Here is a 26407-nt window from a genome sequence, read left to right as displayed (position 1 = left end):
GCCTGTTGCCGGATTCCGGTGGCAGGCTTTTTCGTTTTATTTACCCCAAAAGGGTAGGGGTTCAGGCTAAAAAAGCCAGAGGCAATTGGTAGGAAACGCAACTTTCCGGCGAAATATTTGTAAAATTAGGCTCAATTAAATTTACTACCGAAACGACCTGCTAAACCAATGGCCTCTGAAAAATGCGTTACAATTATTGGTGGAGGTTTTAGTGGTACGCTAACGGCGGTGCAGCTGCTTCGCCAGACCCCTTTTCCCATTAGCGTGAAGATCGTAAATACGGGCTATCCTCTAAGCAAAGGCGTCGCGTATTCGGCCGAAAGCAACCTGCATCTGCTGAACGTACGTTCCGGCCGCATGAGCGCTTTCCCGCACCAGCCAAAGCATTTTGTGCACTGGCTCGAAAACCAGCCCGATGTGCAGCAGTACTGCCAGCCGGGCGAATGCCTGGCCGATGCCTTTATGCCCCGCAAAGTGTATGGCCGCTACATAGCCTACGTGCTCGATTGTGCCCGGGATAATATGCCGGCGGGCTGCCGCCTGCAGTTTATTGAAGACGAAGCGCTGGAAGTTACTCCGCAGGCAAAGGGCAAATACCAGGTCACGTTAAAGAGCGGCGAGCCCTTTTTAACCGAAAAAGTGGTTTTTGCCCTCGGAAATTTCGCCCCGTCGCCCATTGCCGGCCTTGATCCGGAAGTGGTGGAAAGCAGTTTTTATTTCGGCAACCCCTGGAAACCGGAAGCGCTAACAAACCTGAAACAAAACGAAACGGTTATGCTGATCGGTACGGGCCTGACGATGGTAGACGTGGTGCTGAGCCTTTTGGAACAGAAGTTTGCCGGCAGGATCATCGCGTTTTCCCCGAAGGGTTACCTGCCCATGGAGCACCGCCACACCAAACCGTATCCCGATTTCCGGAAAGAACTGCAGCCACCGTATAAGTTGGCCCGCATTTATCCCGAGGTAAAACGGCATATCCGCCAGGCTATTTCCCAGGGCAGCAGTTGCGAAGCCCTTATCGACTCGCTCCGCCCGCTTACCCAGGAGATCTGGCAGGAATTATCGCTGGAAGATAAACAGACCTTTCTGAGGCATTTAAGTTCGCTCTGGAGTGTTTTCCGGCACCGGTTGTCGCCCCAGGTAGCGGCCCGCATTCAGGAAGCCCGGCAAAGCGGCCAGCTCGAGATCCGGGCGGCGCGTTTGCAACACGCAGCAGTGCAGCCGGAAGGCCTAACCGTAAAGCTGAAAGAACGCGGGCAACTGCAAAACGAAAACGTAGTGGTGCACCGGCTCATTAATTGTACCGGTCCGCAATGTAATTATGAAAAAATAGAAACCCCGCTGGTGCAGCAGCTGCTTCAAACCCGGCTGCTGCAACCTGACGAGCTTCACCTGGGATTACTGGCCGGTCCGGAAGGAAAGCTTATTCAGAAAAACGGTAAGCCTTCCAACGCTTTGTTTACAATCGGGCCGGCTTTACGGGGCGCGCTTTGGGAATCTACGGCCGTGCCGGAGATCAGCGAGCAGGCTGCGCACCTGGCGCAAACCATTCTGCACGCCTTTATGCCGGCCCCGGAAACTAAAACGGAAAATACCGGCGCAAAGGCCTAAAAGTAAATGCAATTCCGTACTTTTGTACCTGAAAGACTACTGTTTTTTAGAACCTGAATCAATCTTATGGAAGCTGCTTCGCTTTACCAACGTTTTAGAGAGAACCTCGAAACCATTGTAATGCTGCTGGATAAAGGCACCGATATCCGCACTACGCCCTTAAAAACTTCTATTCCGCTGGAGGTAAACCTGTTGTGCGAAGTTTTGGGCCAGAAAGGCGTATTCCTGAACATAAAAGCCGAAGGCATCAGCGCCATTAACGATCTGCAGCAGGCTTACCGGCAACAGGAAACGGCCGTGCTCGATGCCATGGCCCAAATTCTGGAAGACAAACGTGCCTGGATGAAAACGCCGGAAGGCAAGATCCTGCTGAAAGAACTGTTGATCCGTCGCCTGGAATACTTTAACGAAACGGCCCGGTCTATGATGGTAATGACAAACCAGACCACCTTAAAAAGCCCGATCCAGCACATTCACCCGCACCACCGCGACGAGAACATTCACCCGCGGCTGAAGTAAGTGTGCACTTAGGCTTTGCCCTGAATGAAAGAAAATACTGCCCTTATTGGGGAGCTTGAGAAAATGAAAAGCTGCATTCCGGTGCAGCTATTTTGTTTTAGGGAATGAACGTGCTTCCAGAACGCCTTTCCAGAAATAATTAGGTTCCCCCCCCTTCTGTCATTCTGGAAGAATCTTGTGATTTCCTGGCTCTAAACAGCATTAAAGAACAAAGCCTCGAAGAAAGCAGAAAAGGAACTGGTTTAGGGCGGAAGGTTGTTACTTGCTGGAATTTACGACTGACACTAATTGAGCCGGAAGCGCGTTTTAAGGATGACTTTTACCGGCGCTTCAAAAATGTAAACCATCTGGAAGAAGCAATGTTTAAAAGGTCAAGGTTGTCAGAAGTTTTTAATTATCTTTGTTTTATATGAATCCGGAATACCCATCTACCCATAACTGGCACATCGAAAACGACCAGGAACCCATGCCGACTGCCGTTTCCTGGAACGTGCGCCTGGTAAATTACCTGATCGACAATATCTTTCTGGCCTTGTGTACTTCTTTCATCATGGCAACCTTTTTCCCGGAGGAAGTGATCGCGGCTAATTCTATGTTGCTGGTGTCGATCATGTATCCGTTACAGTTTGCCTATTACTTTCTTTGTGAGCATTTCTTCGGTCGCACCCTGGCTAAAGTTATGACCAATTGTTACGTAACCACCGAATACAACGAAAAGCCGCCTTTGAAAGCTATTCTGCTACGCACGCTTTGCCGCCACATTCCCTTCGAATATTTTTCTTTCCTGGGCAACGGCATTGGCTGGCACGATAAATTCAGCAAAACGTTCGTGGTCCGGAAAGCGGCCTAAGCTTATTTGCCAAGGTTACGGCCTTCAGTTTTATAATATATTTACGCATTCAAAATCGCCGTTAGAGGTCCACCAACCTGGCAACGGCGATTTTTTTATTCCCGCCTCTTGAAATCAAAATCCGAAAAACCTGAATGGTAGGAAAAGGGCCGGAAAAGTGCGTGGAGCTTTTTTTATCCCGGGCGGTAGCCGTCGGTTAAGGTGCGCATAAAGGCGGTAATATCGCGGATTTCCTGCTCGGTTAATTTCAGGTTGCCCAGTTCTTCGTTATTCATGTTTTCCGGTACTTCCGGTTTTCCGAACCGACCGGTATCGCGCTCGTTATAAAAACGCACCGTTTCTTCCAAAGAAGCAATTACCCCGTTGTGAAAATAAGGTGCCGTAAGCGCTACGTTCCGCAAGGTTGGTACTTTGAATTTGCCGTTTTCTTCCGGTTTTCGCACCACAGCGCCCAATCCCAGATCCGGTATGTAATTCCCCTTTTGCTCCTTTTTAATTTCCGGATTGGCCGGTAAACCGATGTTGTCGTACGTGAAATCAGTGAACAATACCAGCCCCGTTTCCGGATCGGGTTCGGAAGAGTGACAGGCGGCGCAATTTCCTTTTTTCGGATCGTTAAAGAGCTGCAGACCCCGGAGTTCCTGGTCGTTCAGCTGGGTTTTTCCTTTCAGGTAAAGATCGTATTTCGAAGAAAAAGGGCTCACCTGGGAAGTGTGTTCAAAGGCAGCAATGGCCTTAGCCAGGCTGGTAACGGCAGTTTCCGGATCATCCAGCGCCTGTTCTCCGTAAACCTGTTCAAACAATTGCCGGTAAGAACTTTGCTGTAAATAAGCGGCCAAACGGTTCTTATCGGCATTCATCTCAAGATGGCTGAACAAAGGCACTGTAGCCTGTGCGGTCAGCGAATTGGCACGACCGTCCCAGAAGAAACCGCCTGCATAATGGTTTTCAGTAGAATCGAAGTGGAAAGGTGGCGTAAAAGCGGCGTAGGCTACCGAAGCGGCATTTCTGTTGCCCGACAACCCCTTTACCGCACCGGCCGAAACAAACCGGTTCAGCGGGTCGGCAAAGCCTTTTTGCGGCGAATGGCAACTGGCGCAGGAGAGTCCCGCCGGGTTGGAAAGATTGCTGTCGAAGAAGATCTTCTCGCCTAGCAACTGTTCCTGTTTTATCAGGTTTCCTGACTTAGCCTCTTTTCCGGGTAAAGCAAAAAAAGAAGTTGCCGGCACATTCCGAGAAGAAACCGTTAAACCGATGGTGAATAAAAGTAAAAGCGCCGAAAGCAGTACCGAAACTCTCATAAGCAAGACCTTTATTGTTGAGAAAGAAACAATGCTTTCCTGTAATAATTACATTTCAGGTTCAGGCTTATGTACGGCTTCGCGCGGTTAAAGTCTTAATTAGAGGGAAGTTCCTTTTGAAATTACAGTTCAGCGATAGGTACAATGGTCGAAAAGCCTTCTTTAAAGATAGATTTTAGTGTTGGCTGGTATTTTCACCTTTGCTGTCAACTGAAGAAGAAAAGCATTGTCTGTCCACAATGAAATTGTCTGAATCAGAATCAGGATTTTCAGGATTTAAAGATTTTCAGGACAATTGTCTGAATCAGAATTTGCAGAATTATAGAATTTTCAGAATTTTTCTTCTAGATCTTGTACTACGATATCGCCAGCGCAGCGCCCCTGAAAACCACGTTAGCAGATAAAAACTAACTTAAAAAAAGCCAGCCACGGAGGAAAACTGACACCAGTTTCTGTGAGAGCGGCCTCCAAGCTTACCGGTGCCGAGGAACGAGGCAGCCCGGTAGGGCAGGTAAGGTTGCAGCCGCGAACGCAGAAACGAAGCCACCCGGCTTGAGGGGAAAAGTTAGGTATGAGTTAAAAGTTATGAGTTTAGAGGTGATGCTTGTTTGAAAACGCTATGCCATTAGGGAAAAAGGCTCAATCGTCAAAAAGATCCTAGGCAACAGACGACGAAATAAAGTAGCTTTTCCCGATTGCTATTGTAAAACACCAACCTTACCAAGCTTGAAAGAAGCTTCTTTAAAGCTGAACAGTTTCATGAATAAAATAGCAAACGCGAATTAATTAAACATCAGTTTTACCGGCTACGCAATTTTGGTTTCCCCAGAAAAAAATCAGTATTGAAATTCAGGTATAAACCCGCCGCAAACTCCACGCTGCCGGTCCGGAAATCGTAAAACGGCTCCAGCCTTCCGGTAAAGGTCAGACCGGAGTACTCGGTTTTATCTGCATTTAAAATTGGCCAGTCTTTCATAATGCGTAAAATCAGCAACTGCCGGTGCTTTTCGATATACCCCGGATTTTTGACCGTGGTAGATACCGATTGGTAAAGCCTTCCGCCGAATTCCGAAATGTAGCCGTTGCCCTTCCAGTAGCTCAGCATGAAGTTCGCCCAGCGCGTATCCGCTCCCGCGTTCAGGTAAATGCCCGAACCGCCCTGGAAAGGAAACTGGTGCGTAAAGGAATGGTCTTTGTAGCCTACGAAGTAGTTTTTGGTGTAAATATTCCGGAGAAAGGATTCCTGTTGAAGGCTGTCGTTCCAGTTGCTTAAGTGGCTGGTTATTTCAAAACCGGTGGCGCCATTAAATAAAGTCGTTAGGGGGTGGTCGTTCACATCAATTTGTCCGCCTTTATGTTTGGCCGTAAATTGTAGCGGAAAGGAAAGCTGGGTACGTTTAAAGAAAAAGCCTTTCAGGTTACCCGTAAAGCCGCCGGCAATTTCTTCCTGTTTCGGATCGTAAGCGTATTGCATTACCTGCCAGTCTACCCAGGTTTGAAAATCGAAGCGGTTTCCATCGTATTTATACTGAATACCGTTCTGAATGGGAGTGGTTAATTGCCGCTCAAAATCCCAGAGCGGTTCGATGTAACCAAAGTTCAGATTGCCGTGTAAGGTACCAAACAAAAACGTATGTTTCCCGGTTGAATAGATCGCAGTGAAAGTTGGCTGGATCAAACGGTATTTCCGGTTGCCAAAATCTTTCAGCAATAATACGCCGGCCTCAAGCTTGATCTTTTCGGAAGCATAATATTTCAGGCTGGGCTGTAATTGGTACCCGAAAAGCGTATAGCCATCGGCAATTTTATTGAAATATTCATTATCTTTAAAAAAGCCTAAGGTGCGAGTGCCAAGTTCCAGATTGCCGCTCGGATAGCCCCAGTCTGGCGTTCTTGCATCGTAGCAGATGATATACCTGGAGTTTGTTATTGAATCGTAGCCCATAGAAGGCCTTTCCTTTGCATAGTTGAGGTCTACCTTATCGAACCGATTATAGAACGCCTGATTCGGCAATTGCGCGTAAGTGACTGGTGCTAAAAATATTAGTAAAAGGCTGAAAAATAAACGGCAAAAAGGCATAAAATATCGTAGGGTTTTGGCACTAAAAAGTACCTTGGTCTGTTACAATTCGGCAAGCAGGTGCAGGTTTGGCAGTCTGAAAATAGAATACTAAAAATACTTGCAAAGCATTGCTAAAAATTGTAATTTAGGCCTGAAATTACGGAATATAAAACAACATACAGCTATAAAAGAGAAAGACAAAATGAGTGCAGCCAACGAAAAATTAAAAGCCCTTCAGCTAACCATCGATAAGCTCGACAAAGCCTACGGTAAAGGTACCGTAATGAAGCTTAGCGATACGAAAGTGGACGATGTTCCTGCTATTCCGACCGGTTCGCTGGGTTTGGATATTGCCCTGGGCATCGGTGGTTTGCCAAGAGGTCGTGTGGTAGAGATCTATGGTCCGGAATCTTCCGGTAAAACCACCCTTACCATGCATTGCATTGCCGAAGCGCAGAAAGCCGGCGGTTTAGCCGCCTTCATCGATGCGGAACACGCTTTCGATGCTTCTTATGCTAAAAAACTGGGTATCGATGTTGAAAATCTATTGATCTCGCAGCCCGATAACGGGGAGCAGGCACTGGAAATTGCCGATAACCTGATCCGCTCCGGCGCGATTGACATTATCGTGATCGACTCCGTTGCGGCCCTCGTTCCGAAAGCGGAACTGGAAGGCGATATGGGCGACAGCAAAATGGGTTTACAGGCCCGTTTAATGTCTCAGGCGCTGCGTAAATTAACTGGTACCATCAACAAAACCGGATGCTGCTGCATCTTCATCAACCAGTTGCGCGAGAAGATCGGCGTAATGTTCGGTAACCCGGAAACCACTACCGGTGGTAACGCCCTGAAATTCTACGCTTCTGTACGTCTGGATATTCGTCGTATTGGTCAGATCAAAGAGAACGCCGACAACATTACCGGTAACCGCACCAAGGTGAAAGTAGTGAAAAACAAAGTGGCGCCTCCGTTCAAAGTGGTGGAATTCGACATCATGTACGGCGAAGGTATTTCCAAAGTAGGCGAGATCCTTGACCTGGGCGTAGAGCTTAACATCATTCAGAAATCAGGTTCGTGGTTTGCCTACAACGGCGACAAACTGGGCCAGGGCCGCGATGCGGTGAAAAACCTGCTGCTCGACAATGAAGGCCTGATGGAAGAAATCGAAGGCAAGATCCGCGCCATGGTAAAAGGCGAACCAGACAAGGTTGCCGCTGCCCTGGAAGACGTAGAGTAGTCTCGAATTTTCGAATGTTCGTATATTCGAGTAAGTTAAGGTTTAGTCGAACCTACGAATATTCTAACCTACGAAAATTCGAACATACGAACTTCGAACATACGAAAAAAAGGTGCGGTGGAAATCGCACCTTTTTTGTTAGAAAATGGTTGTGTGGCAGAAGTATCACTTTTTTTTAATTTTCTCGTACTGAAATTCTGGTATGAGATTTGAAATCTGGTTCTGTAATTCAGAAAATACCTAACTCTATGAAACGTTACCTTTTACCATTCTTCCTGGTTCTGTTAGTAGTTGCCGGCTTCAGCCTTTCCAGCTTCGAAAGCCGCGATACCATGCGCCATCTCGACAACGACAGCTTCACCTCCGGCGAAAAGCTGGACTACAAAGTGCATTACGGTTTAATTAATGCAGCCGAAGCGACCATCGATGTAGACAAAGACATCCAGATGATCAACAACCGGCCGTGCTTTAAAGTAAACGTGTTCGGTAAAACCACCGGTTCCTTCGATTTTTTCCTGAAGATCCGCGATACCTGGCGTTCTTACATCGACACTACTTCTATTGTGCCGCAACGTTTCCACCGGAACATCGAGGAAGGCAAATACCGCAAAAAGGAGAACATCATGTTCGATCATTACAAGAACCTGGCAACGGTAGAAGACAAAAAGGAAACCAATACCTTTAAAGTGCCCGACAACGTGCAGGATATTGTAAGCGGCGTTTACTACCTCCGCACCTTAAACTACGACAAGCGTAAGATCGGGGAAGTAATTAAGATCCAGGGCTTTTTCGATGATGAAGTTTTCGATTTCACGGTAACGTACCGGGGCAAAGAAACGGTAGAGACCAAAGCCGGCAAGATCAAAGCCATTAAACTGATCCCGAAAATGCCGAAAAACAAACTGTTCGACGGCGAAGATGCGATCACCGTTTATTTGTCCGACGATAAAAACAAAATTCCGGTACTGATCCAGGCCGAAATGTTTGTAGGTTCGGTTAAGATCAACCTGCATAAATACAAAGGCCTGAAAAGCCCGCTGGCCCTGGCCAACTAATTAAGAATAACTTATAATGAAAAAAACAGCGCAATCGAAAGGGTGCGCTGTTTTTTTGTCTTTGAAATTCCGGCTTTCTCATATTAGCTGGTTCAAGTTTGAGCGAAGCGGTAACTTGGACCTATAAATAATCTGAAGTTTGTAACTTCAGTGAGGCGTGAGCCTCAAGAAAGGCTTCTGCTGGTTATTTGAAAGTATAAAAAATCCAAAGTTATGCGTAGAATTAGCGCAGCGTTCTACGCATTCCCGGAGAGCCAATCTCCCGATTGGCGTAACAAACCAATTGAAGACCAATTCAGCCTTACAGTATTAAAAGTAAGAAGCTCCCGAAACTATTCCCGGGAGCTTTTTACTTTTTATCAAAACAGATTGCAGGTTTTCTGCCAGAAACCTTACCGTTTAATAGTCAGTTTCTGCATCACATATTTATCGCCTTGCTGCACGCGGAGCAGATACAATCCGGTCGGCAGGGTTTCTACCATTATGCTGCTTTGCAATTGACTTTCATTTTTGCGGAGCTGCTGTTTCTGAATCAATCTTCCGGTCAGGTCGAAGAGCTGGAGCTGCACGTTGCCGCGGTAATTGTTTACCAGCTTCAGATTAAATACAGCAGTAGCCGGGTTCGGGTAAATGCTGAGTTGCGATAAAGCCAGTTCTTCTGAAGCTCCGCTGATCAGGATATTGACTGCTGCCGAAGTAGCCGTGCAACCGTTATGGGTTACAGTTACGGTATAGCTTCCGGTAGAATCGGCTACATATACCTGGTTGGTAGCGCCGCTTATCGGATTACCGTTCAGGAACCATTGGTACGTTGTGCCCGGCGAAGCAAATAAGGTATTCCCGCTTTGGGTAATGGTAGCCGTTGGAATGGCATTCAGGTTTACGGTTACCGGACTGGCCTGGCTCATACAGCCGCGGGCGTTGCTTACCTGCACGTAGTAATTACCGGCTTGCGTAGCCCAGAGCGAGTCAGCAGTTTTTCCGCTTAAAAGCGTACCATTTAAGAACCACTGGTAGGTAAAGTTGCTGTTGGCAGAAGTGCTTAACCGAATGGAATCGCCGGAGCAGAAGGTCAGCGGACCGCTGGAAGTAATGGCAGCAGTTGGCACCGCATCCATACTTACGTGCATAATGCGGGAAGTATCGGAGCAGCCGGCAGCGTTGGTAACCACCACCTGGTACGAGCCTGGTTGGTTGGCAAGCAGGGAAGCGGAAGTGGAACCTGTCAGTAAAGCGCCATTATAAAGCCAGGCGTACGTTCCGGCAGCTGTGGTAAACAGGTTTGTGCTTCCGCCAGCACAGAAAGTAGTATCGGAACTGTGTAGAATTACAGGCGTTTGGGAAGGCACAGCGGTAATGGTAATTGGGGCAGAAGAAACGGTACAGCCGGCCGGCGTAGAAACGAGTACCTGGTAGTTGCCGCTTTGAGTGGCTGCAAAAGTCGCATTCGTTGCCCCGCTGATGCTTTGGCCGTTGCGCTGCCACTGGTAGAGCCAGTTCGTGCCGGAAACCGCTGCAAGGGTAACTGAGCTGCCTGCACAGAAGGTAAGTGGCCCGGCAACGGTAACGGCAGCAGTTGGCAGGCTTTCTACGGTAACTGGTAAAACCCGGGAAGTATCACTGCAGCCGGTGGTATTAGTAACTACCACCCGGTAGTTACCGGCCTGAGAAGCTGTAAAGGAACTTGCGGAGGCATTGGCAATAGCCACCCCATTCAATAACCATTTATAAGAACCAGTGGAAGTAGTAAACAAACTTACACTGCTTCCGGCACAGATCGTAGAATCGGAAGTTGCCTGTAAGGCGGGTTTCTGTACCGGTACTGTAGTAATAGCAAGCAGGTTCGAAATGGCCGTGCAGCCCGTTGGCGTGGTAACCAATACCCGGTAGTCGCCGGACTGGGTTGCTGCAAACGAAGCTGAAGTAACCCCGCTAATGTTGATACCGTTGCGCTGCCATTGATAGAGCGAGTTAGCTCCGGGAACAATTGCTAAACTAACCGAACCACCGGCACAGAAAGTAAGCGGGCCATTGGCATAAATAGTTGCTGTCGGAAGACTTTCCACCGCAACCGGTAAGATGCGCGAAGTATCATTACAACCGGTGGCGTTGGTTACTACTACCCGGTAGTTTCCGGCCTGAGAAGCAGAAAAAGAAGCTGTAGTGGCATTGGCAATGAAAGCGCCGTTCAGTAACCACTGGTACGTTCCGGTTGCGGTAGTAAACAAACTAACCGAAGTTCCGGCGCAAATAGTAGAATCGGAAGTGGCCTTAATGCTTGGTTTGGCAAGGGTAATAACGTTAGCGCTAAGCTGGCTGGAAGTAGCCGAGCAACCTGCCGGAGTAGTAACCATCACGCGGTAGTCGCCGGATTGCGTGGCGGAATAATTGGCCGTAGTAGCACCGGCAATATCCTGGCCGTTGCGCTGCCATTGGTATAGCCAGCCCGTGCCGGTAGCAGCTTCCAGGTTTACGGAACCGCCGGCGCAGAAAGTAAGGTTACCGGCTGCCGTAATGGTAGCTGTTGGCAGCGGTGCGGTAGTAACGGCAACCGGGCTGGAAGCATTGAAGCAGCCGCGGCTGTTGGCTATTTCCACGCGGTAATTGCCGGGCGTGGTAACGTTCAGCAACGAGGCCGTGGCATTAGCCAGAAGCGTATTGTCTTTGTACCAGCGGTAAGTATAACCCGTTCCGGAATTAGCAACCAAGGCTACCGTACCACCGGGACAAATGGCCGTAGGACCGGCAGCCGTTATCTGGGCAATGGGGCCCGGATCGATGCTTACGGTGGTGATCTGCGAATAATTGCTGCACAGGTTGGCGTTGCCGGTTACCAGTACGCGGTAATCGCCGGGCTGGGTGGCCATCAGGGAAGTGGAAGTCTGGCCGGGCAGGTCGATGCCATTGCGCTGCCATTGGTAGGTTTGCTTGTTTACGGATGGTGTGCTGATGGTAACGGCCCCGTTCTGGCAAATGGTAGTGGAACCCGAAACGTTTATCACGATGCCCGGCGCAGGATTAATGGTAACCGGAATGCTGTTGGAAACCATGCTGCAGCCTTTGGCATTGGTTATGCGCACGGTAAAGTTTCCGGCCTGACTGGCGGCATAAGCAATGCCGGTTGCGCCGCTAATATCGGTGCCGTTGTGTTGCCACTGGTACTGAATGCCCTGGCCCGGAGGAGCCACTAGGGTTACGCTCTGGTTCTGGCAAATGGCGGTAGGTCCGGAAGCGGAGATCAGAGCAACCGGCGGTTCGTTTACGGTTACGGCCACGGGCGCGGAAACCTGGCTGCAGCCGAACTGGTTCGTAACCGAAACGCTGTAGCTGCCGCTTTGGGTGGCCGCATAAGTTGCCCCGGTTGCGCCGGCTATAAAATCGTTGCCGCGTTTCCATTGGTAAGTAAAGCCGGCGCCGGTATTGGCCTGCAGTTGCACGCTGCCGCCTAAGCAGACTTTCGTTACAGTTGGGGCGGTTACGGTGGCAGTAGGCAAAGCCTGGTTTACAATACTCAGGGTTACGGCAGCCGAAGTATCGATGCAGCCGTTAAAGTTACGGACGATGACGCGGTAATCGCCGTTCTGCAGGGTGCCGTAGGTGGAGGTAGTTGCGCCGGGAATGTTCTGGTTGTTGCGCTGCCACTGGTAAGTAAGCTCGCCGCCGCTGGTTACTTTGGCCTGCAGTAGAACGGGTGGGGCACCGTCGCAAATGGTGAGCGAGCCGGTCAGCGAGGAGACTACGGTGGCTTTTACTACGCCGCAATCCAGCATTTTGGCGCGGAAGTTCCGGCCGTCGGCGGGCAATAAAGTAAATGTGCCAAGTACTGAAGGAGTTAGCTGGCAGCGGTTACTGTAATAGATGCCGCCGGCATTATCGGTAGTAAGATATTTATAAGATTTACTTAAGCCACTAGGCTCGACAAATAAGTTCCAGCCTTTACCTTGGTCGATCCAGCGAACTGTACCATTGGGGTTGTAAGCCAGCATAAAGGCATTACCGTTGGGGCCGGAATAGATTTCGCCATTTTGGCTTAGCAGGCTGGCGGTACCGGGAAAGAGGTAGCTGGTAAAAATATTGCCCCAATTATCTACGGCAGTATTTGCCAGCTTAGCTTGGCCGGAGCCCAGGTAATCAGGTTTATGCACCCAAGATAGTTGGCCGGATGCATTGTATTTGGCCAGGAAGGCCTGCATGGTTGCGCTGCCTTTGGTAAGGATAGTACCACCAATTGTGGCATCGGCGAATTGGTAGGTGCCTGAAACGTATAGGTTACCTTCGCGGTCAGTGGTTATGTTGCTGATATCTTCATCTGCATTGGCACTACCTTCATGCTTTACCCAGAGCACATTACCGACTATTCCGTATTTTACAATAAACACATCGTACCGGTTTGGCGTGCCAGAAGTGAAGGTTCTTCCGCCTATCGTTTCAGTTCCTATAAATTGACCTGCAAGAAAAGTGTTACCATCTTGATCGGTGGCAAAATCAGTGTAACCGGGGGTGGTGGTGGTAAACGCTCCTATTACTTGACCCTGAGGGTTGTATTTTATTACTTTGCCTCCACGTACGGAGAAACAATAACTGTCGAAGCAGGCATTGCCTCCAGCAGCAAGAACATACAGATTGTCGTTTTTATCATTGCCTGAAAAAGAAACCCTGGTAGAATTTAGATCATCCGAACCAGTACTTTGTTTGGCCCAGATTACGTTGCCCAAGGTGTCGAGTTTAATAACGGCTCCGGTAAAGGGAGGGTTAATTGTCGACACGGATGCCTTTGGGCTAACCAACCTGTAAGGCCCTGCCTGCAGGGTATCGGAGAAATGCCCAACAATATAAATATTGCCCTGCCGGTCTATGGAGGAAAGTTTTAATTCATCGGATTTCAGAGAGCCAAAAGTAAGGAATTGTTTTACCCATCTAAGATGGCCGTGGCGGTCGTAGCTGGCAAAAAGAGTATTAGATTCCGAATTTCGATACGTTACGCCGTTAATGATCAATGAATCCTTCACTATATAACTTAAATATATACGCCCCAGAGAATCGGCTTGGTGCCCGGAAATCCTGCCAGGAGCATCGCCTCCTACTAAATGTGTTGTTACTACTGGTGCTTGATAGGCCCACTGCCAACCTCTCTGCGCTGTGGCGGGTACAATATAAAGCAGATTTAATAATAAGATAAGGTAAAAGTTTTTTATCATAAGCGGTTAGTTTTAACAGGTAGAGGTTATAAAGTGCGGTTTAAACTGGATAATAAAAAAATCACCACCTTTTTTGTGTCAGACAATGGTTACAAGTAATTGGTTGCCTATTAAAAAGTAAAGCTGCCTGCTAACGGCAGGCAGCCTTTGTGAAGATAACCTATTGTTTTACAATCCTGATAGTGGTTATTTTTTCGCGACTTTGCAGGCGAGCTAGATACACACCGGCTGGCAGAGGTTTGCGGCTTTGCCAAGTTAAAGTGTTATTGCCTGGCTTCAGGTGCTTTATTTCCAGCTTATCCAATTGCCGGCCGGTAAGATCCAGAAGGGTAAGTGTTTGCGGAGCATCAGTGGCGTCAATTTGTAAATTAAAGCGTACTTCGTCCGAAAACGGATTTGGGAATGCGGTAAAGCCATTGCTCGTGCCGCCTTGTGTTTGTCGAAGCTGTACTGTGCCTGGTTTATTTTCACTTCCTTTATATTTAACATCATTGTTATGTTTTTCTTCCAAGTCTACAAACATGTACTGGTTCTCTACATTGGAATAACTTCCAGCAATAGAAGGGATGAGTTGATTACCTACAAAAGGTTCATCTTCAGAATCGGGAGCATAATTACCTTTATTTACCCAAGCCAGCTGAGAGCCTTGGCGTGCACCGTTTCTCATGGTAGCTGCCATGATGTTCAGGTTTCGTTGGTGGGCTGGCCCAAAATTAGTATTTATGGTCCAGGCAACTACGTATTGTCCAGAGCGGCCAAATTCGTTGTACCGATAGCTCACTACAGGTTCGTAGTTCTCGGTATCAGTATACCCGGAATTTACGGTAGTTACTGGGTGGGTAACATTGTTGAAGCGGCCAAAATTATAGATCGCCGAGTAGGTATAAAAACCTGTTTCGTCGCAACCACGGTGTACTGGACCGGTTACCGCTTCGAAATCACGAGCATAGGTGCCGAATATTTTGCGGGATGCTATACGTGGCCGATAAGTGCCGGAATTTGGTTGGGCATTGCCGGTAAAGAACCCGGTTGTAAGACTAGGAGAGCCGGTGGTGTTTAAAATGCGCTGGTCTATTACCCATTTTTTATCGGTACTGAAAAAGAGGGGTAGAAAACTCATTTTACTATAAGTGAACGTTACGGCCAATTCACCATTGACATCCTGTTCCGAGAGCGCTACATCCGGGTATTTGTTATGCTCATAAAGTAAATTGCCAGTTACACTAATCTTATCGCCCCTAGGGCTTGTAGAATTATAATCAATATCGATGGTGGTGCCTTGCAAGCCATTAAATTGGCTGCTAACGCCAGAAAGTCTGCTACCATCTATATTTCCAAATACTGCATAAATCTCGCTGCGTACAACGTCGAAATGAAAGGTTTGGTTATTGCCTGGTAATAAGATGGTTGTTGATGCAGGATATGAAAAAGATTCATGCCAGGTAACCACAACTTTTCCTTCGGAATTTACATCAATGTTTGGGTTTTCTCCGGAAAGTCGTTTGGCACCTCGAACATCTCCTGGGTTATTGTTGCCCACTACCGAACCATCATGATAATTGAAGGAGCCACCATTCCACTTATAGGAATCATACTGAATCTGGCCTTCATGGCTTTCGTATACCACCATAGCATAGATCTCGCCGTTATATTGATGTACTACAACATCTGGATCCCTGTAAATATTTCTTATGGATATAAAATCTTCTGTTTTATTTCCGTCTAAATCAGTGACTACCCAAGAAAGGCCAGGCTGGTCTCCATCCCAAACCATTACCTTAAAGTTGTCAATAAAGAATTTTAATCGTTCATCTTCATTATAGGAAAAGATATCAGTTCCGGTATTCAGAATAGTTTTACCTATACCTGCAGAATTATATGCTTGCAAATCATTGGTAATTGCCGGAAGCTGGGCATAAGCTGGGCTTGCTACAGACAAAACAGCCACAGCAAAAAAGCCTTTAAGAACTTGTTTAAAGTTTACTCGTAAAAATTTCATAAATTTGTAATTGATTAGTTACGCAATAATTGATCAATTCTATTCTCGGAAGAGAATAGTAATGCCTGCCCGGTGTTCGCGCAACGGGTGGGTTTTTTTATGCCCAAGCTGGTATGTTAAAACCCGCACCGCCTTGCAGCGCTTACATTTTTGCCATATAAAGGATCGTAAAGAGTGAGTTTGTTTTTTTGTGTTAAAGCACGGTCTAAAAGTATAGGTTTTTTCTATATTTGCAAGAGTTATAACAAGTTTTTTTTGTTGTTGAACTGTTTTTTTTTTTTGAATGTAAATGGTTTGTTTTCAGGTCTTTTAATTGTTTATAACTTTAGGGTGTTGTCTATTTTTTGCTGAAACTTGTATCGTTTTCGCTTGAAAAGAAAAGGCCCCTGAAGCAATCTTCAGGGGCCTTTTCTTTTATGCTTTTCAGGAATGTTGCCTTAGCGGAGGCGTTGGGGTTTTGGGTTTCGGTTTGTTGTATTCCGGCTCAAAATCGTTAATGGGCAGGGAAATGCCCGGCGGCAGATCCAGGTCCGGCAGATCGTCTTCGAGCGGTTCGCCGCCGTCATCGTCGCTGTCGCCGGAAGGCGGCAATTGATAACGCTTACGGGGAATTACCGCAAAATATACCAGCATAGCCAACACCACTAATGAATAAAATAAACTGATCATATTCACGGCACGATTTAGAAGGTAAAACAAAGTGAATCAGCACGTAACTGCTATTGGGGAGCCGGTGCTGTTTAGGTAAAAACGTAGAAGGGCGGCCGGTGGTTTTGGCATTTTTTTATAAAGAATGTAAGGCCTTAAGAAAATTGGGCGAGCAAGGAAAAGGCGGGGGTTTAAAATAAAAAAGCAGGCAAAGGCCGATTGAAATACCGTTGACTTCAGTCAACGGCAATGGATAAAGGAAATCAGGAAGCGTGCTTTTTCCCTGACCGGTAGCGCATCATTACAGGCAATTGCGGTAAAAGATTAAGCGTGCCCTTCTTAAATCAGCTCTATCCATTGCCGTTGACTTTAGTCAACGGAATACGTTTTGAATTGAAAAAGGAAAGCGTACCTTTGCGGCAGTTTAGGGGTGCCTTAATATAACGGGCTGAGATTATACCCATTGAACCTGATCCGGGTAATGCTGGCGAAGGGAAAACATGGTAAAACTTCATAAGAAAAGCAGGCTGCAAGCCCCTCGTGGCCTGTATGTTTTATCAATCTCATTTTTCTATTTATGTCCAATTTCTTACGGGCGCTTTTAGCGCTCATGCTGCTGCCTGCTTTTGCGTTCGCACAGTTCACGCTTTCCGGTACCGTTTCCGATGCCACCGGCCAGCAACCCTTATCCGGCGCTTCGGTGCAGCTTTCCGCCACCAAAGGCCAGATTACCGACGAAGCCGGTCGCTTTCACTTCACCGGTCTGTCGGCCGGAAATTACACCTTGCGGGTATCTTACCTGGGCTTCGAACCCATTACCCAAACCCTTGAGCTGAACGCCGACAAAACGCTAACCATTTCGCTGCAAAAACTCACCATTCGCACAAACGAAGTAGTAGTTACCGCCACCCGCGCCACCGACAAAACCGGCACCACCTATGCCAACGTGAGCAAAGAAGAACTGGAGGAACGTAACTTCGGTCAGGACATTCCTTACCTGCTGGAGCAAACGCCTTCGGTGGTGGTAAATTCCGATGCCGGCGCGGGCGTGGGTTATACCGGCATTCGCATCCGCGGCTCCGATATTACCCGCATAAACGTTACTATAAATGGCGTGCCGGTAAATAACCCGGAAAGCCACGGCGCATTTTTCGTGAACATGCCCGATCTGGCTTCTTCCATTCAGGACATCCAGATCCAGCGCGGCGTAGGAACTTCCACCAACGGTGCGGCAGCCTTCGGAGCCAGTATGAATATTCGTACCCTCGGGCTGAACCGCGAGGCCTATGCCGAAGCGGTGAATGGTTACGGCAGTTTTAATACCTGGCGGCACAGTGTTTCCTTCGGTACCGGTTTAATTAACGACAAGTTTACCGTAGATGCCCGCTTGTCTAAAATTGCTTCGGACGGTTACATCGAGCAAAGTTTTTCCGACCTGAAATCGTATTACCTGGCCACCGGCTACCACGGCAAAACCGGCTCCCTGAAATTCGTGGCCTTCTCCGGAACCGAAAGAACCCACCAGGCCTGGGACGGCGTACCCGAAGAATTGCTGCAAACCAACCGTCGCTACAACGGCCTGACCTACGAAAATGAAACCGACAATTACCAGCAGGACCACTACCAGTTGCACTATTCCAAAAGCCTGGGTAGCCGTTTCGATTTCGGCGGCGCTTTCCACCTTACCCGCGGCCGGGGCTATTACGAGCAATTCAAAGAAGACCGCAAGCTGAAAAACTACGGTATCGCGCCACTGGTTTTAAAAGATACCACCCTGAGTCGCACCGACCTTATTCAGCAGAAGTGGCTCGACAACTGGTTTTACGGCGCTACCTATGCGGCCAATTATTACGCACCAGCCGGGAAGTTCACCGCAACCTTGGGCGGCGGCTGGAATAAATACGACGGCGACCATTTCGGGGAAGTGATCTGGGCAAAATACGCTTCCAACAGCAACATTCGTCACCGGTGGTACGAGAACAAGGCCCTGAAAACCGATTTCAACATCTTTGCCCGGGCCAACTACCAGGCTACCGAAAAGCTCGGTTTCTTCGGCGACCTGCAGCACCGCATCATCCATTACGAAATTGAAGGCGTAGACGATAAAGCTGTAGATGCCAATTTACCAAAAACCACCTTCAACTTCTGGAACCCGAAAGCCGGCGCTACTTACGCCATCAACCAGAACCAAACCTTCTACGCTTCCTTCGCGGTTGGCAACCGGGAACCGATCCGGAAAGACTTCGTGGACCAGCCGCAAGCCGACCGGGACGCTGGCAAAAAGCCCCTGCCCGAAACGCTTTATAACTGGGAAGCAGGGTACCGCTTACGCGGAAACAGCGCTGCCTTTTTAGGGGAAAATAGCCGCTATACCTTCGATGCCAACTATTACTACATGGATTACAAAAACCAGATGGTGCTTACCGGACAGCTGAACGATGTAGGCGAGCCTTTGCGTACCAACGTAAAGAGCAGCTACCGGATGGGGGTGGAGCTGGCCGGCCTGATCAACTTCAACGGTTTTCTGGAACTAAGCAGCAACCTGACCCTGAGCCGCAATAAAATTCAGGACTACACCGAAACGGTTTATGTGTACAACGAAGATTATGAAATGGAAAAGATCCTGGAGAGCAACTATTCCGAAACCGATATTTCCTTTTCTCCGGAAGTGATTTCCTTTCATAAAGTGGAAGTGCAGCCAATCTCCGGATTAAAGATTGCCGCCCTTTACAAAACCGTAAGCAAGCAGTTCCTGGACAACACCAGCTCCGAAGACCGCAAGCTGAACGGTTACGGCGTAATGGACCTGCGTTTGCGTTATACCCTAAAACCGAAGTTCGTAAAAGAGCTGGAATTTGCCCTGTTGGTAAACAACGTGCTGAACAAAAAATACGAAGCCAACGGATATACCTTTAGTGAAATGTATTCCGGCGACGACACCCGCTACGATTACAACTACTACTACCCGCAAGCTACGCGTAACTTCCTGGTAAGCGTAGGCGTGAAGTTTTGACCCCACCCAACCCTCCCCTAATTCAGGGGAGGGCTTTTTTTGTCTGAACTATGATTCTTTTGATTTTTATGATTTTATGAAGCTTTAAATAATAGATTGGGCTGATTTTCTCAGGGGAAATCATAGTTGTCATATAAATCAAAAAAATCATAGTTCAGACTTAAAGCCTGCTTCAGGAGATTGGAGCAGGCTTTTTTTACCACCCCCAACCCCTCCTTGAAAAAAGGAGGGGAGCTGCTACCTGCTTCTATTTTACTTTTAAATCTTAAGCGAAACTGTTATTCGCTGTTGGCTTCAAAACATTATAGCTGAAATTTAGTACTGCAGCAGCTCCTTCTCCTGTTTTTAGGAGAGGGCCGGGGTGAGGTAAAGCTCCCTTCCTTTTTTCAAGGAGGGGTTGGGGGTGGTTAAACCTTCATAAAAACGTAGCACAAATTTTTTCCTGTAAGCCAAACCTTTACCTTTGCGCAGCAATTACTCTGAACAATTATGGCTTATAACCCTACCGAATTTTTAGATTATTACAACATCGACGACCTGCTGACCGATGAGCACAAACTTATCCGCAAGTCGATCCGCGATTTCGTTAAGAAAGAAATTTCCCCGAACATCGAAAAATGGGCGCAGGACGCTTATTTCCCTTCCGATATCGTGAAGAAGTTCGGCGACGTAGGTGCGTTTGGCCCGACCATCCCGGAAGAATACGGCGGCGGCGGCCTCGACTACATTTCCTACGGCCTGATCATGCAGGAAATTGAGCGCGGCGACTCCGGTATGCGTTCAACGGCTTCGGTGCAGGGCTCACTGGTGATGTACCCGATCTATGCGTACGGTTCGGAAGAACAGCGTAAAAAATACCTGCCGAAACTGGCCAGTGGCGAGTGGTTAGGCTGTTTTGGTTTAACCGAGCCGGATTTCGGTTCTAACCCGGGCGGCATGCTGACCAACATCAAAGACATGGGCGACCATTATTTGCTGAACGGTTCTAAAATGTGGATCTCCAACTCCCCGGAATGCCAGATAGCGGTAGTTTGGGCGAAAAACGAGCAAGGCCGCATCAAAGGCCTGATCGTGGAGCGTGGTATGGAAGGTTTCACTACCCCTGAAATCCACAACAAATGGAGCTTGCGCGCCAGCTGCACCGGCGAATTGGTATTCAACAACGTAAAAGTTCCGAAAGAAAATTTGCTGCCAAACATCGATGGCTTAAAAGGTCCATTAGGCTGTTTAGATTCTGCTCGTTTCGGTATTGCCTGGGGTGCTATCGGTGCTGCCATCGACTGCTACGAATCAGCCCTGAAATATTCCCTGGAGCGTATCCAGTTCGATAAACCAATTGCCGCTTTCCAGCTTACCCAAAAGAAACTGGCCGAAATGCTGACCGAAATTACCAAAGCTCAGTTAATGGTTTGGCGTTTAGGCGTACTTAAAAACGAAGGCAAAGCCACTACCCAGCAGATCTCCATGGCGAAACGCAACAGCGTGGATATGGCTCTGCACATTGCCCGCGAAGCCCGTCAGATCCACGGCGGTATGGGCATTACCGGCGAATACCCGATCATGCGCCACATGATGAACCTGGAATCGGTAATTACCTACGAAGGAACCCATGACATTCACTTGTTAATTACTGGTGCGGACGTAACCGGTATTCAGGCGTTTAAGTAAGATTGTTCGATTTTTCGACATTCGATTTTTTGACTTTTTAGGCTGAAAAGCCTATCGATTTATGAAGAAAGCAGCTCAGAGATGGGCTGCTTTTTTTGTGAAGAAAGTCTCCGGAGCGCGTCATCTCGACGTCAGGAGAGATCTCATCCAGTTGGTAGTGAGGTCAGAATAAATGGCAGTACCAACCTGATGAGATTTGGCTGCGCAGAGATTCGTTTCTCTCTGCAATCGCAATGACGGGGCACCGTTCCTTAATTTCCTCATTCAAAAACTGCCAGTTCGGATTCATTGTTCTGATCAAATTCTCCTTCTTCACCCGGCTCCACTTTTTCAGTTCTTTTTCCCGCTCGATTGCAAATTTCGCGTTTGGAAACCGTTCAAAATAAATTAGAAAGTGGCAACCGTATTTTCCAGCGAAAGTATTGGGTTTGCCTTTGTTCTCAAAATGTTCGGTCATACGCCTTTCCAGATCGTTGGTAATGCCAATGTAAAGCACGGTTCTGATGGCGTTGGTGGTGATATAGGTGAAATAGTTACCCATTTTAAGTTCGTTTGACACCAAACTCCTCTAATTTATTAGAAGTTCATAGCAAGCGAAACTACCAACTTGATGAGATCTCTCCCTGCGGTCGAGATGACGACCTAATTTGTTACTTAGATAGCAGATGATTTCTATGCTTGCCGAAATACGGAGTGAAATTACATTCCTTTGCTAACCTCATTAGATATCTCCTTCTGAATAGCAATAATTTTAGTAAAAAAGCGTAAATTTGTCTAGCCTCCGGGACTTATTCCGGCGGCAAAACTGTTACTGAAAAGCTGTTTATTCCTGCTGAAAAAGCCTGGAAAAAATGCTATCAGAATTGGGTAAAAAAGTATGAGAGAAGAATATTTGACCGGCTCGGATGCGCACATGTCGCCGGCCGAAAAAGAGATTGACAAGGCGCTCCGACCGCTCGATTTCAGCGACTTCACCGGCCAGGAAAAGGTGGTGGAAAACCTGAAAATTTTTGTTGAAGCGGCGCGCCGGAGAGGGGAAGCATTAGACCACGTGCTGTTGCACGGACCTCCGGGTTTGGGTAAAACCACCTTGTCGCATATTATTGCCAACTCCCTGAATTCCAATATTAAAATTACGTCAGGACCGGTACTGGATAAGCCATCGGATTTAGCGGGTTTGCTTACGAACCTGGAACAGAACGACGTGTTGTTTATCGACGAAATTCACCGCCTCAACCCGATCGTGGAGGAGTACCTGTATTCGGCGATGGAAGATTACAAGATCGACATTATGCTCGATTCCGGCCCGAATGCGCGTACCGTGCAGATCGGCCTGAACCCGTTCACGCTGATCGGCGCCACCACGCGTTCCGGTTTGCTAACCGCACCTTTACGCGCCCGTTTCGGCATTAACTCCCGCCTGGAATACTACGATTCAGCGTTGCTAACTTCCATCGTAAAGCGTTCTTCCGAGATCCTGGGTTCGCCTATTCACGAAGATGCGGCTTTTGAAATTGCCCGCCGGAGCCGCGGTACGCCGCGTATTGCCAACAACCTGCTCCGCCGTACCCGCGATTTCGCCCAGGTAAAAGGCGACGGTACTATTACGGTAGAAATTGCCAAGTTTGCCCTGAATGCCCTCGACGTAGACCAGAACGGCCTCGACGAAATGGACATCCGCATCCTGACCACCATCATCGAGAAGTTCAAAGGCGGACCGGTTGGTTTGAGCACCATTGCCACCGCCTGCGGCGACGAAGCCGAAACCATCGAGGAAGTGTACGAGCCGTTCCTGATCCAGGAAGGCTACATCATGCGCACCTCCCGTGGCCGCGAAGCCACGGCAGCAGCCTACCGCCATTTGGGTAAAATACCGCCGCAACAGATCGGTACATTATTCGATTCGTAAAAGGTGGTTTGGAATTGTGCGTCTTTGCAATAGACAGTAGCGTTTTAAGTTGAAAAAGTAAAACCCTCTGGTAGAAATGCCGGAGGGTTTTTGATTAAGCCTTGGATTGCTTCAGGAATGGGTAACCACCCCCAGCCCCTCCTTGAAAAAAGGAGGGGAACTGCTGTCTGCCTTGATTATACTTTTATGCTTTGTATTGAACAAAGAAAATAGGATGCTTAAAGCTCTAAGAGTCACAAGAAGCAGGATCGAAAAGCTCCCCTCCTTTTTTCAAGGAGGGGCCGGGGGTGGTTAAACCTACGATACTGGTGCACTTCAGAAACTTCCTTCCGAATTAAACTTTAAAAAGCCGTAATTTTGTTCTCCCGAAAAGGAACAGAAAGTTGAACAAAAGCCATTACACCCATTTCATCAAGCAGAAAGCAGCCGAGCTCGGGTTTTTCTATTGCGGTATTTCCAAAGCAGAATTTCTGGAAGAGGAAGCGCCGCGCCTGGAAAATTGGCTCAAGCGAAGCATGCACGGGCAAATGGGCTATATGGAAAACCACTTCGATAAACGGCTCGATCCCCGGATTTTAGTGCCGGGAGCCAAGTCGGTTGTTTCGCTGTTGCTGAATTATTTTCCGGAGCAGCAGCAGCCCGAAGACACGCTGAAAATTTCGAAATATGCGTATGGCACCGATTATCATTTTGTAATTAAAGACAAGCTGAAAACCTTACTCGAAGCGATTAACGAAGAAATCGGCGAAGTAGGGGGAAGGTGCTTTGTAGATTCGGCGCCGGTTTTAGACAAAGCATGGGCGAAGAAAAGCGGATTAGGCTGGGTAGGAAAGAATAGCAACCTGATTAACCCGAAAAGCGGCAGCTTCTTTTTTATTGCCGAACTTATTATTGACCTGGAGCTGGAATACGACGGTCCGATTAAGGATTATTGCGGTACCTGCACGCGCTGCATAGATGCCTGTCCGACCGATGCCATTACCGAAGCCTACGTGGTAGACGGCAGCAAATGCATTTCCTATTTCACCATCGAACTGAAAGGGCAGATCCCGGAAGAAGTAAACGGCAAATTCGGCAATTGGGTATTCGGTTGTGATATTTGCCAGGATGTCTGCCCCTGGAACCGCTTCAGCAAGCCGCATAACGAGCCGGCCTTTACGCCCCACGAAAAGCTCCACGGGTTAAACGCCGCCGACTGGCAGGAAATAACCCGGGAAGTTTTTCAGGAGATCTTTAAAAAATCGGCAGTTAAAAGGACTGGTTTTGAAGGGTTAAAGCGTAATATTCAGTTTGTAACCGGAAGCGTAGAAAATGATCAGATCGCGAATTCGGGTTTGGCAAATACCTGATTGAGTACATTGGCATGCACGGTGGCAAATTGCACGTAGCACCATTTCTTTAATTCGGCTAATTCCTCCTTCAATAAAACTGCGAAAGATTTACGCAATTCTTTTTCAAATAAATTTTGATCGAAACTCACTTTAACCAGAATGGTTTTAATATACTCTAACATTGCTTACTTTTAAATGGTAATACCGGATGCTTGAATGTTTCCAGCTGTGAATATACGCTAAATATGCCTGATACCGTTACATGTTAGGCCGGAGAAGCTGCTTTTCTAAAGTTTTTTTTGGTAAATACGTTGTTTTCTGGGGTAAAAAAGAATCAACCCTATAAAGCTGGCTGTGTTTCGTTCACAAAAGCTGCTAGACAATAAACGGATCTACTATTGCTAGAACAACATTCATATCTAAAGGTTCGTCGAACGCTTCGGTGCCAATATTTACCGAGCTTCCCGGCAGGGTAGCAACATTCACGCCGGCCTGGTTCGTATTTTCTTCGCCATTATATACTGCCTGCGTGGCAGCAGGCATGTTGCCACCATCCTTGCCGGTTATCCAGCCTTTTTGGCCTCGCATCCGTCGGATATGGGCCGCATGCCGGGCTTCTACCGAATGGATCTGCAGCGCGGCGGTCAATACAGCATTATCGGTAATTTTATCGGCCTGTCCTTTATAAGCACGCACGCCGGTATCTTCGAATGCCTGGGCAACGGCCAGGAAGGTCTGGTAATTTGTAAACACATCCGCAAACGGACCGTTGTTGCTGCCATTGCCGGCCGAAAAATCGAAGGTTGGTTTAGCTGCCGGCGTTCCTCCAGCGGCAGTAATGGCCGATTTCAGGAAATTTACGTGCGCATTCTCGTGGTCGCGGATGGTAGTAATGGCTCCGATCGGCTCCCCGGAAGGAATAAAACCGGCTGAGCCGCCTGGGGCTTTGGCTACGGCCATGGTATAGAATTCGGCTTCCAGATATTCCAGGGTAAGCGCATAATTCAAAATTCCGATCAGGCCGCCTGATGTTTGGCCGTAAGCTTTCTTAAACATCGAGCCAAATGCTAAAGGCACCGCGGCTACCGCTAACTTCTTTCCAAAACCGGCAAAATGCTTGAAAACTTCCCGCCGGGAACCGAGCTTATCATAAACTTCCGGGTCGGTTTTTTCTATCTCGGTAAGTATCTTATATATGTTCATAATCAGGCCTCCCTTTATTTTGGTAAATTATTGGCGTTAATATTGGTGGTAATGTATTTGTCGGCAGCGCTTATTACGTCCAGCGGCATCATGGCTCTATCCAAGCCATTGGCATCTATCACGCTGTTGTCGGCAAAAGAACCGTTGTTTATCAGGTCGCGGATTACGGCGGCATGGCGGGCCTCTACCGAAACAATTTTGCCGGCAATTAAAAGATAAGCTTTATTCTGAAGGAGTTTTCCGGCGCCGTTATAGGCTGCTACGCCCAGGTCTTCAAACGCCTTGGCAGTGGCCAGCACGCTGCCCCGGTCCGAGAAATTAATAGAGGTGAAATTCACCTTCAGCTCGGGAATAGGCGTTGCGCCGGCGGCAGTTAGGGCATCTTTAAAGAAATTACGGTGCGCAACTTCATGGTCCCGGATGTCGGTCAGGATCTGCTGCTCGGCGGTAGAAGCGCCGGAATAAAAGCCGGCCACTACCCGCGTATAAAAGGCTGCTTCCAGTTGTTCGAGCGCATAGGCATAATTCAGGATTCCAACGTCGCCGGTTCCCAGGTTCACGGCATCGGTAGCATTCGGGTTGTTGGCCGGGTCTACTACTTCGTTGTTGGTTGGTGGCTTGGTGGTGTCATCGTCGTCGTTGCTGCACCCGCTTAGAATTAAACCGGTAAAGGCTGCCGTTGCGCCCGCATATTTTAAAAACAAGCGCCGCTCGAGGGGTCGTTGCAAGGCCGTTATCAAGCTGCTTCCGGTTTCCAGATCAGGATTTTTCTTATTGAACATACAGGAAAAGTTTTAAGTGAA

General features: G+C 48.0%; 18 protein-coding genes and 1 riboswitch. Of the genes, 9 read left to right on the top strand and 9 right to left on the bottom strand.

Annotated features, from left to right (window positions below; all coding sequences use genetic code 11):
* The first annotated feature begins 168 nt into the window (after positions 1-168).
* From F0P94_RS10640 to F0P94_RS10630, 3 genes are all read left to right on the top strand, one after another.
* Positions 169-1611, top strand: a complete 1443-nt coding sequence (locus F0P94_RS10640; RefSeq protein WP_150903863.1) for an FAD/NAD(P)-binding protein — start codon at positions 169-171, stop codon at positions 1609-1611.
* A gap of 66 nt (positions 1612-1677) precedes the next feature.
* The gene (locus F0P94_RS10635; RefSeq protein ID WP_150903862.1) at positions 1678-2130 is read left to right on the top strand and encodes a hypothetical protein; all 453 of its coding nucleotides are present in this window, start codon (positions 1678-1680) and stop codon (positions 2128-2130) included.
* 409 nt (positions 2131-2539) lie between these two features.
* On the top strand, positions 2540-2980 hold the full coding sequence (locus F0P94_RS10630) for an RDD family protein (RefSeq protein WP_150903861.1): 441 nt from the start codon (positions 2540-2542) through the stop codon (positions 2978-2980).
* A gap of 173 nt (positions 2981-3153) precedes the next feature.
* On the opposite strand, the gene F0P94_RS10625 is transcribed toward F0P94_RS10630, so the two are convergent.
* A complete protein-coding gene (locus tag F0P94_RS10625) occupies positions 3154-4281 on the bottom strand; it encodes a cytochrome-c peroxidase (protein WP_150903860.1) in 1128 nt (375 codons plus the stop codon).
* Between the two features lie 799 nt (positions 4282-5080).
* Entirely contained in the window at positions 5081-6361 is a 1281-nt protein-coding gene (locus F0P94_RS10620) for a hypothetical protein (RefSeq protein ID WP_225307190.1), read from the bottom strand.
* Between the two features lie 184 nt (positions 6362-6545).
* On the opposite strand from F0P94_RS10620, the gene recA reads away from it, so the two are divergent.
* Together recA and F0P94_RS10610 are read left to right on the top strand one after the other, a co-directional pair.
* Positions 6546-7580, top strand: a complete 1035-nt coding sequence (gene recA / locus F0P94_RS10615; protein ID WP_150903859.1) for a recombinase RecA — start codon at positions 6546-6548, stop codon at positions 7578-7580.
* 248 nt (positions 7581-7828) lie between these two features.
* Positions 7829-8635 (top strand): DUF3108 domain-containing protein, encoded by an 807-nt coding sequence (locus F0P94_RS10610; RefSeq protein ID WP_150903858.1) that lies wholly within the window; start codon positions 7829-7831, stop codon positions 8633-8635.
* A gap of 392 nt (positions 8636-9027) precedes the next feature.
* Here the strand turns inward: F0P94_RS10610 and F0P94_RS10605 are convergent, their stop codons facing one another.
* The 3 genes from F0P94_RS10605 to F0P94_RS10595 all read right to left on the bottom strand — a co-directional run bounded on the left by F0P94_RS10605 (position 9028) and on the right by F0P94_RS10595 (position 16501).
* The gene (locus F0P94_RS10605) at positions 9028-13644 is read right to left on the bottom strand and encodes an Ig-like domain-containing protein (RefSeq protein WP_191907010.1); all 4617 of its coding nucleotides are present in this window, start codon (positions 13642-13644) and stop codon (positions 9028-9030) included.
* 349 nt (positions 13645-13993) lie between these two features.
* The gene (locus F0P94_RS10600) at positions 13994-15832 is read right to left on the bottom strand and encodes a T9SS type A sorting domain-containing protein (RefSeq protein ID WP_150903856.1); all 1839 of its coding nucleotides are present in this window, start codon (positions 15830-15832) and stop codon (positions 13994-13996) included.
* Positions 15833-16255: 423 nt separating this feature from the next.
* Positions 16256-16501 carry a hypothetical protein gene (locus F0P94_RS10595; protein ID WP_150903855.1) on the bottom strand — a complete coding sequence of 82 codons (246 nt, stop codon included), beginning with the start codon at positions 16499-16501 and terminating at the stop codon, positions 16256-16258.
* Positions 16502-16896: 395 nt separating this feature from the next.
* Positions 16897-16993: riboswitch (TPP riboswitch) on the top strand.
* A 64-nt stretch (positions 16994-17057) separates the two neighbouring features.
* Between F0P94_RS10595 and F0P94_RS10590 the strand changes: the two genes are divergently transcribed.
* A complete protein-coding gene (locus tag F0P94_RS10590) occupies positions 17058-19493 on the top strand; it encodes a TonB-dependent receptor (protein WP_150903854.1) in 2436 nt (811 codons plus the stop codon).
* 489 nt (positions 19494-19982) lie between these two features.
* On the top strand, positions 19983-21161 hold the full coding sequence (locus tag F0P94_RS10585; RefSeq protein ID WP_150903853.1) for an acyl-CoA dehydrogenase family protein: 1179 nt from the start codon (positions 19983-19985) through the stop codon (positions 21159-21161).
* Between the two features lie 163 nt (positions 21162-21324).
* Here the strand turns inward: F0P94_RS10585 and F0P94_RS10580 are convergent, their stop codons facing one another.
* On the bottom strand, positions 21325-21702 hold the full coding sequence (locus F0P94_RS10580; RefSeq protein ID WP_150903852.1) for a GIY-YIG nuclease family protein: 378 nt from the start codon (positions 21700-21702) through the stop codon (positions 21325-21327).
* A gap of 336 nt (positions 21703-22038) precedes the next feature.
* Here F0P94_RS10580 and ruvB point away from each other — a divergent pair, with 336 nt between their 5' ends.
* Together ruvB and queG are read left to right on the top strand one after the other, a co-directional pair.
* Entirely contained in the window at positions 22039-23070 is a 1032-nt protein-coding gene (gene ruvB, locus F0P94_RS10575) for a Holliday junction branch migration DNA helicase RuvB (RefSeq protein ID WP_150903851.1), read from the top strand.
* 383 nt (positions 23071-23453) lie between these two features.
* Complete coding sequence (gene queG, locus F0P94_RS10570; RefSeq protein ID WP_150903850.1) at positions 23454-24419, top strand: tRNA epoxyqueuosine(34) reductase QueG; 966 nt, start codon at positions 23454-23456, stop codon at positions 24417-24419.
* On the opposite strand, the gene F0P94_RS10565 is transcribed toward queG, so the two are convergent.
* The 3 genes from F0P94_RS10565 to F0P94_RS10555 all read right to left on the bottom strand — a co-directional run bounded on the left by F0P94_RS10565 (position 24386) and on the right by F0P94_RS10555 (position 26386).
* Complete coding sequence (locus F0P94_RS10565) at positions 24386-24583, bottom strand: hypothetical protein (protein ID WP_150903849.1); 198 nt, start codon at positions 24581-24583, stop codon at positions 24386-24388. The two genes, queG and F0P94_RS10565, sit on opposite strands and share 34 nt — an antisense overlap.
* Positions 24584-24776: 193 nt before the next feature.
* Entirely contained in the window at positions 24777-25604 is an 828-nt protein-coding gene (locus F0P94_RS10560) for a ferritin-like domain-containing protein (protein WP_150903848.1), read from the bottom strand.
* A gap of 14 nt (positions 25605-25618) precedes the next feature.
* A complete protein-coding gene (locus tag F0P94_RS10555) occupies positions 25619-26386 on the bottom strand; it encodes a ferritin-like domain-containing protein (RefSeq protein ID WP_150903847.1) in 768 nt (255 codons plus the stop codon).
* Positions 26387-26407: the final 21 nt, after the last annotated feature.

Origin of the sequence: Adhaeribacter soli (assembly GCF_008727925.1) — a bacterium.
In the GTDB taxonomy this organism is placed as follows: domain Bacteria; phylum Bacteroidota; class Bacteroidia; order Cytophagales; family Hymenobacteraceae; genus Adhaeribacter_A; species Adhaeribacter_A soli.
This window is presented reverse-complemented; position numbering and strand designations above follow the sequence as displayed.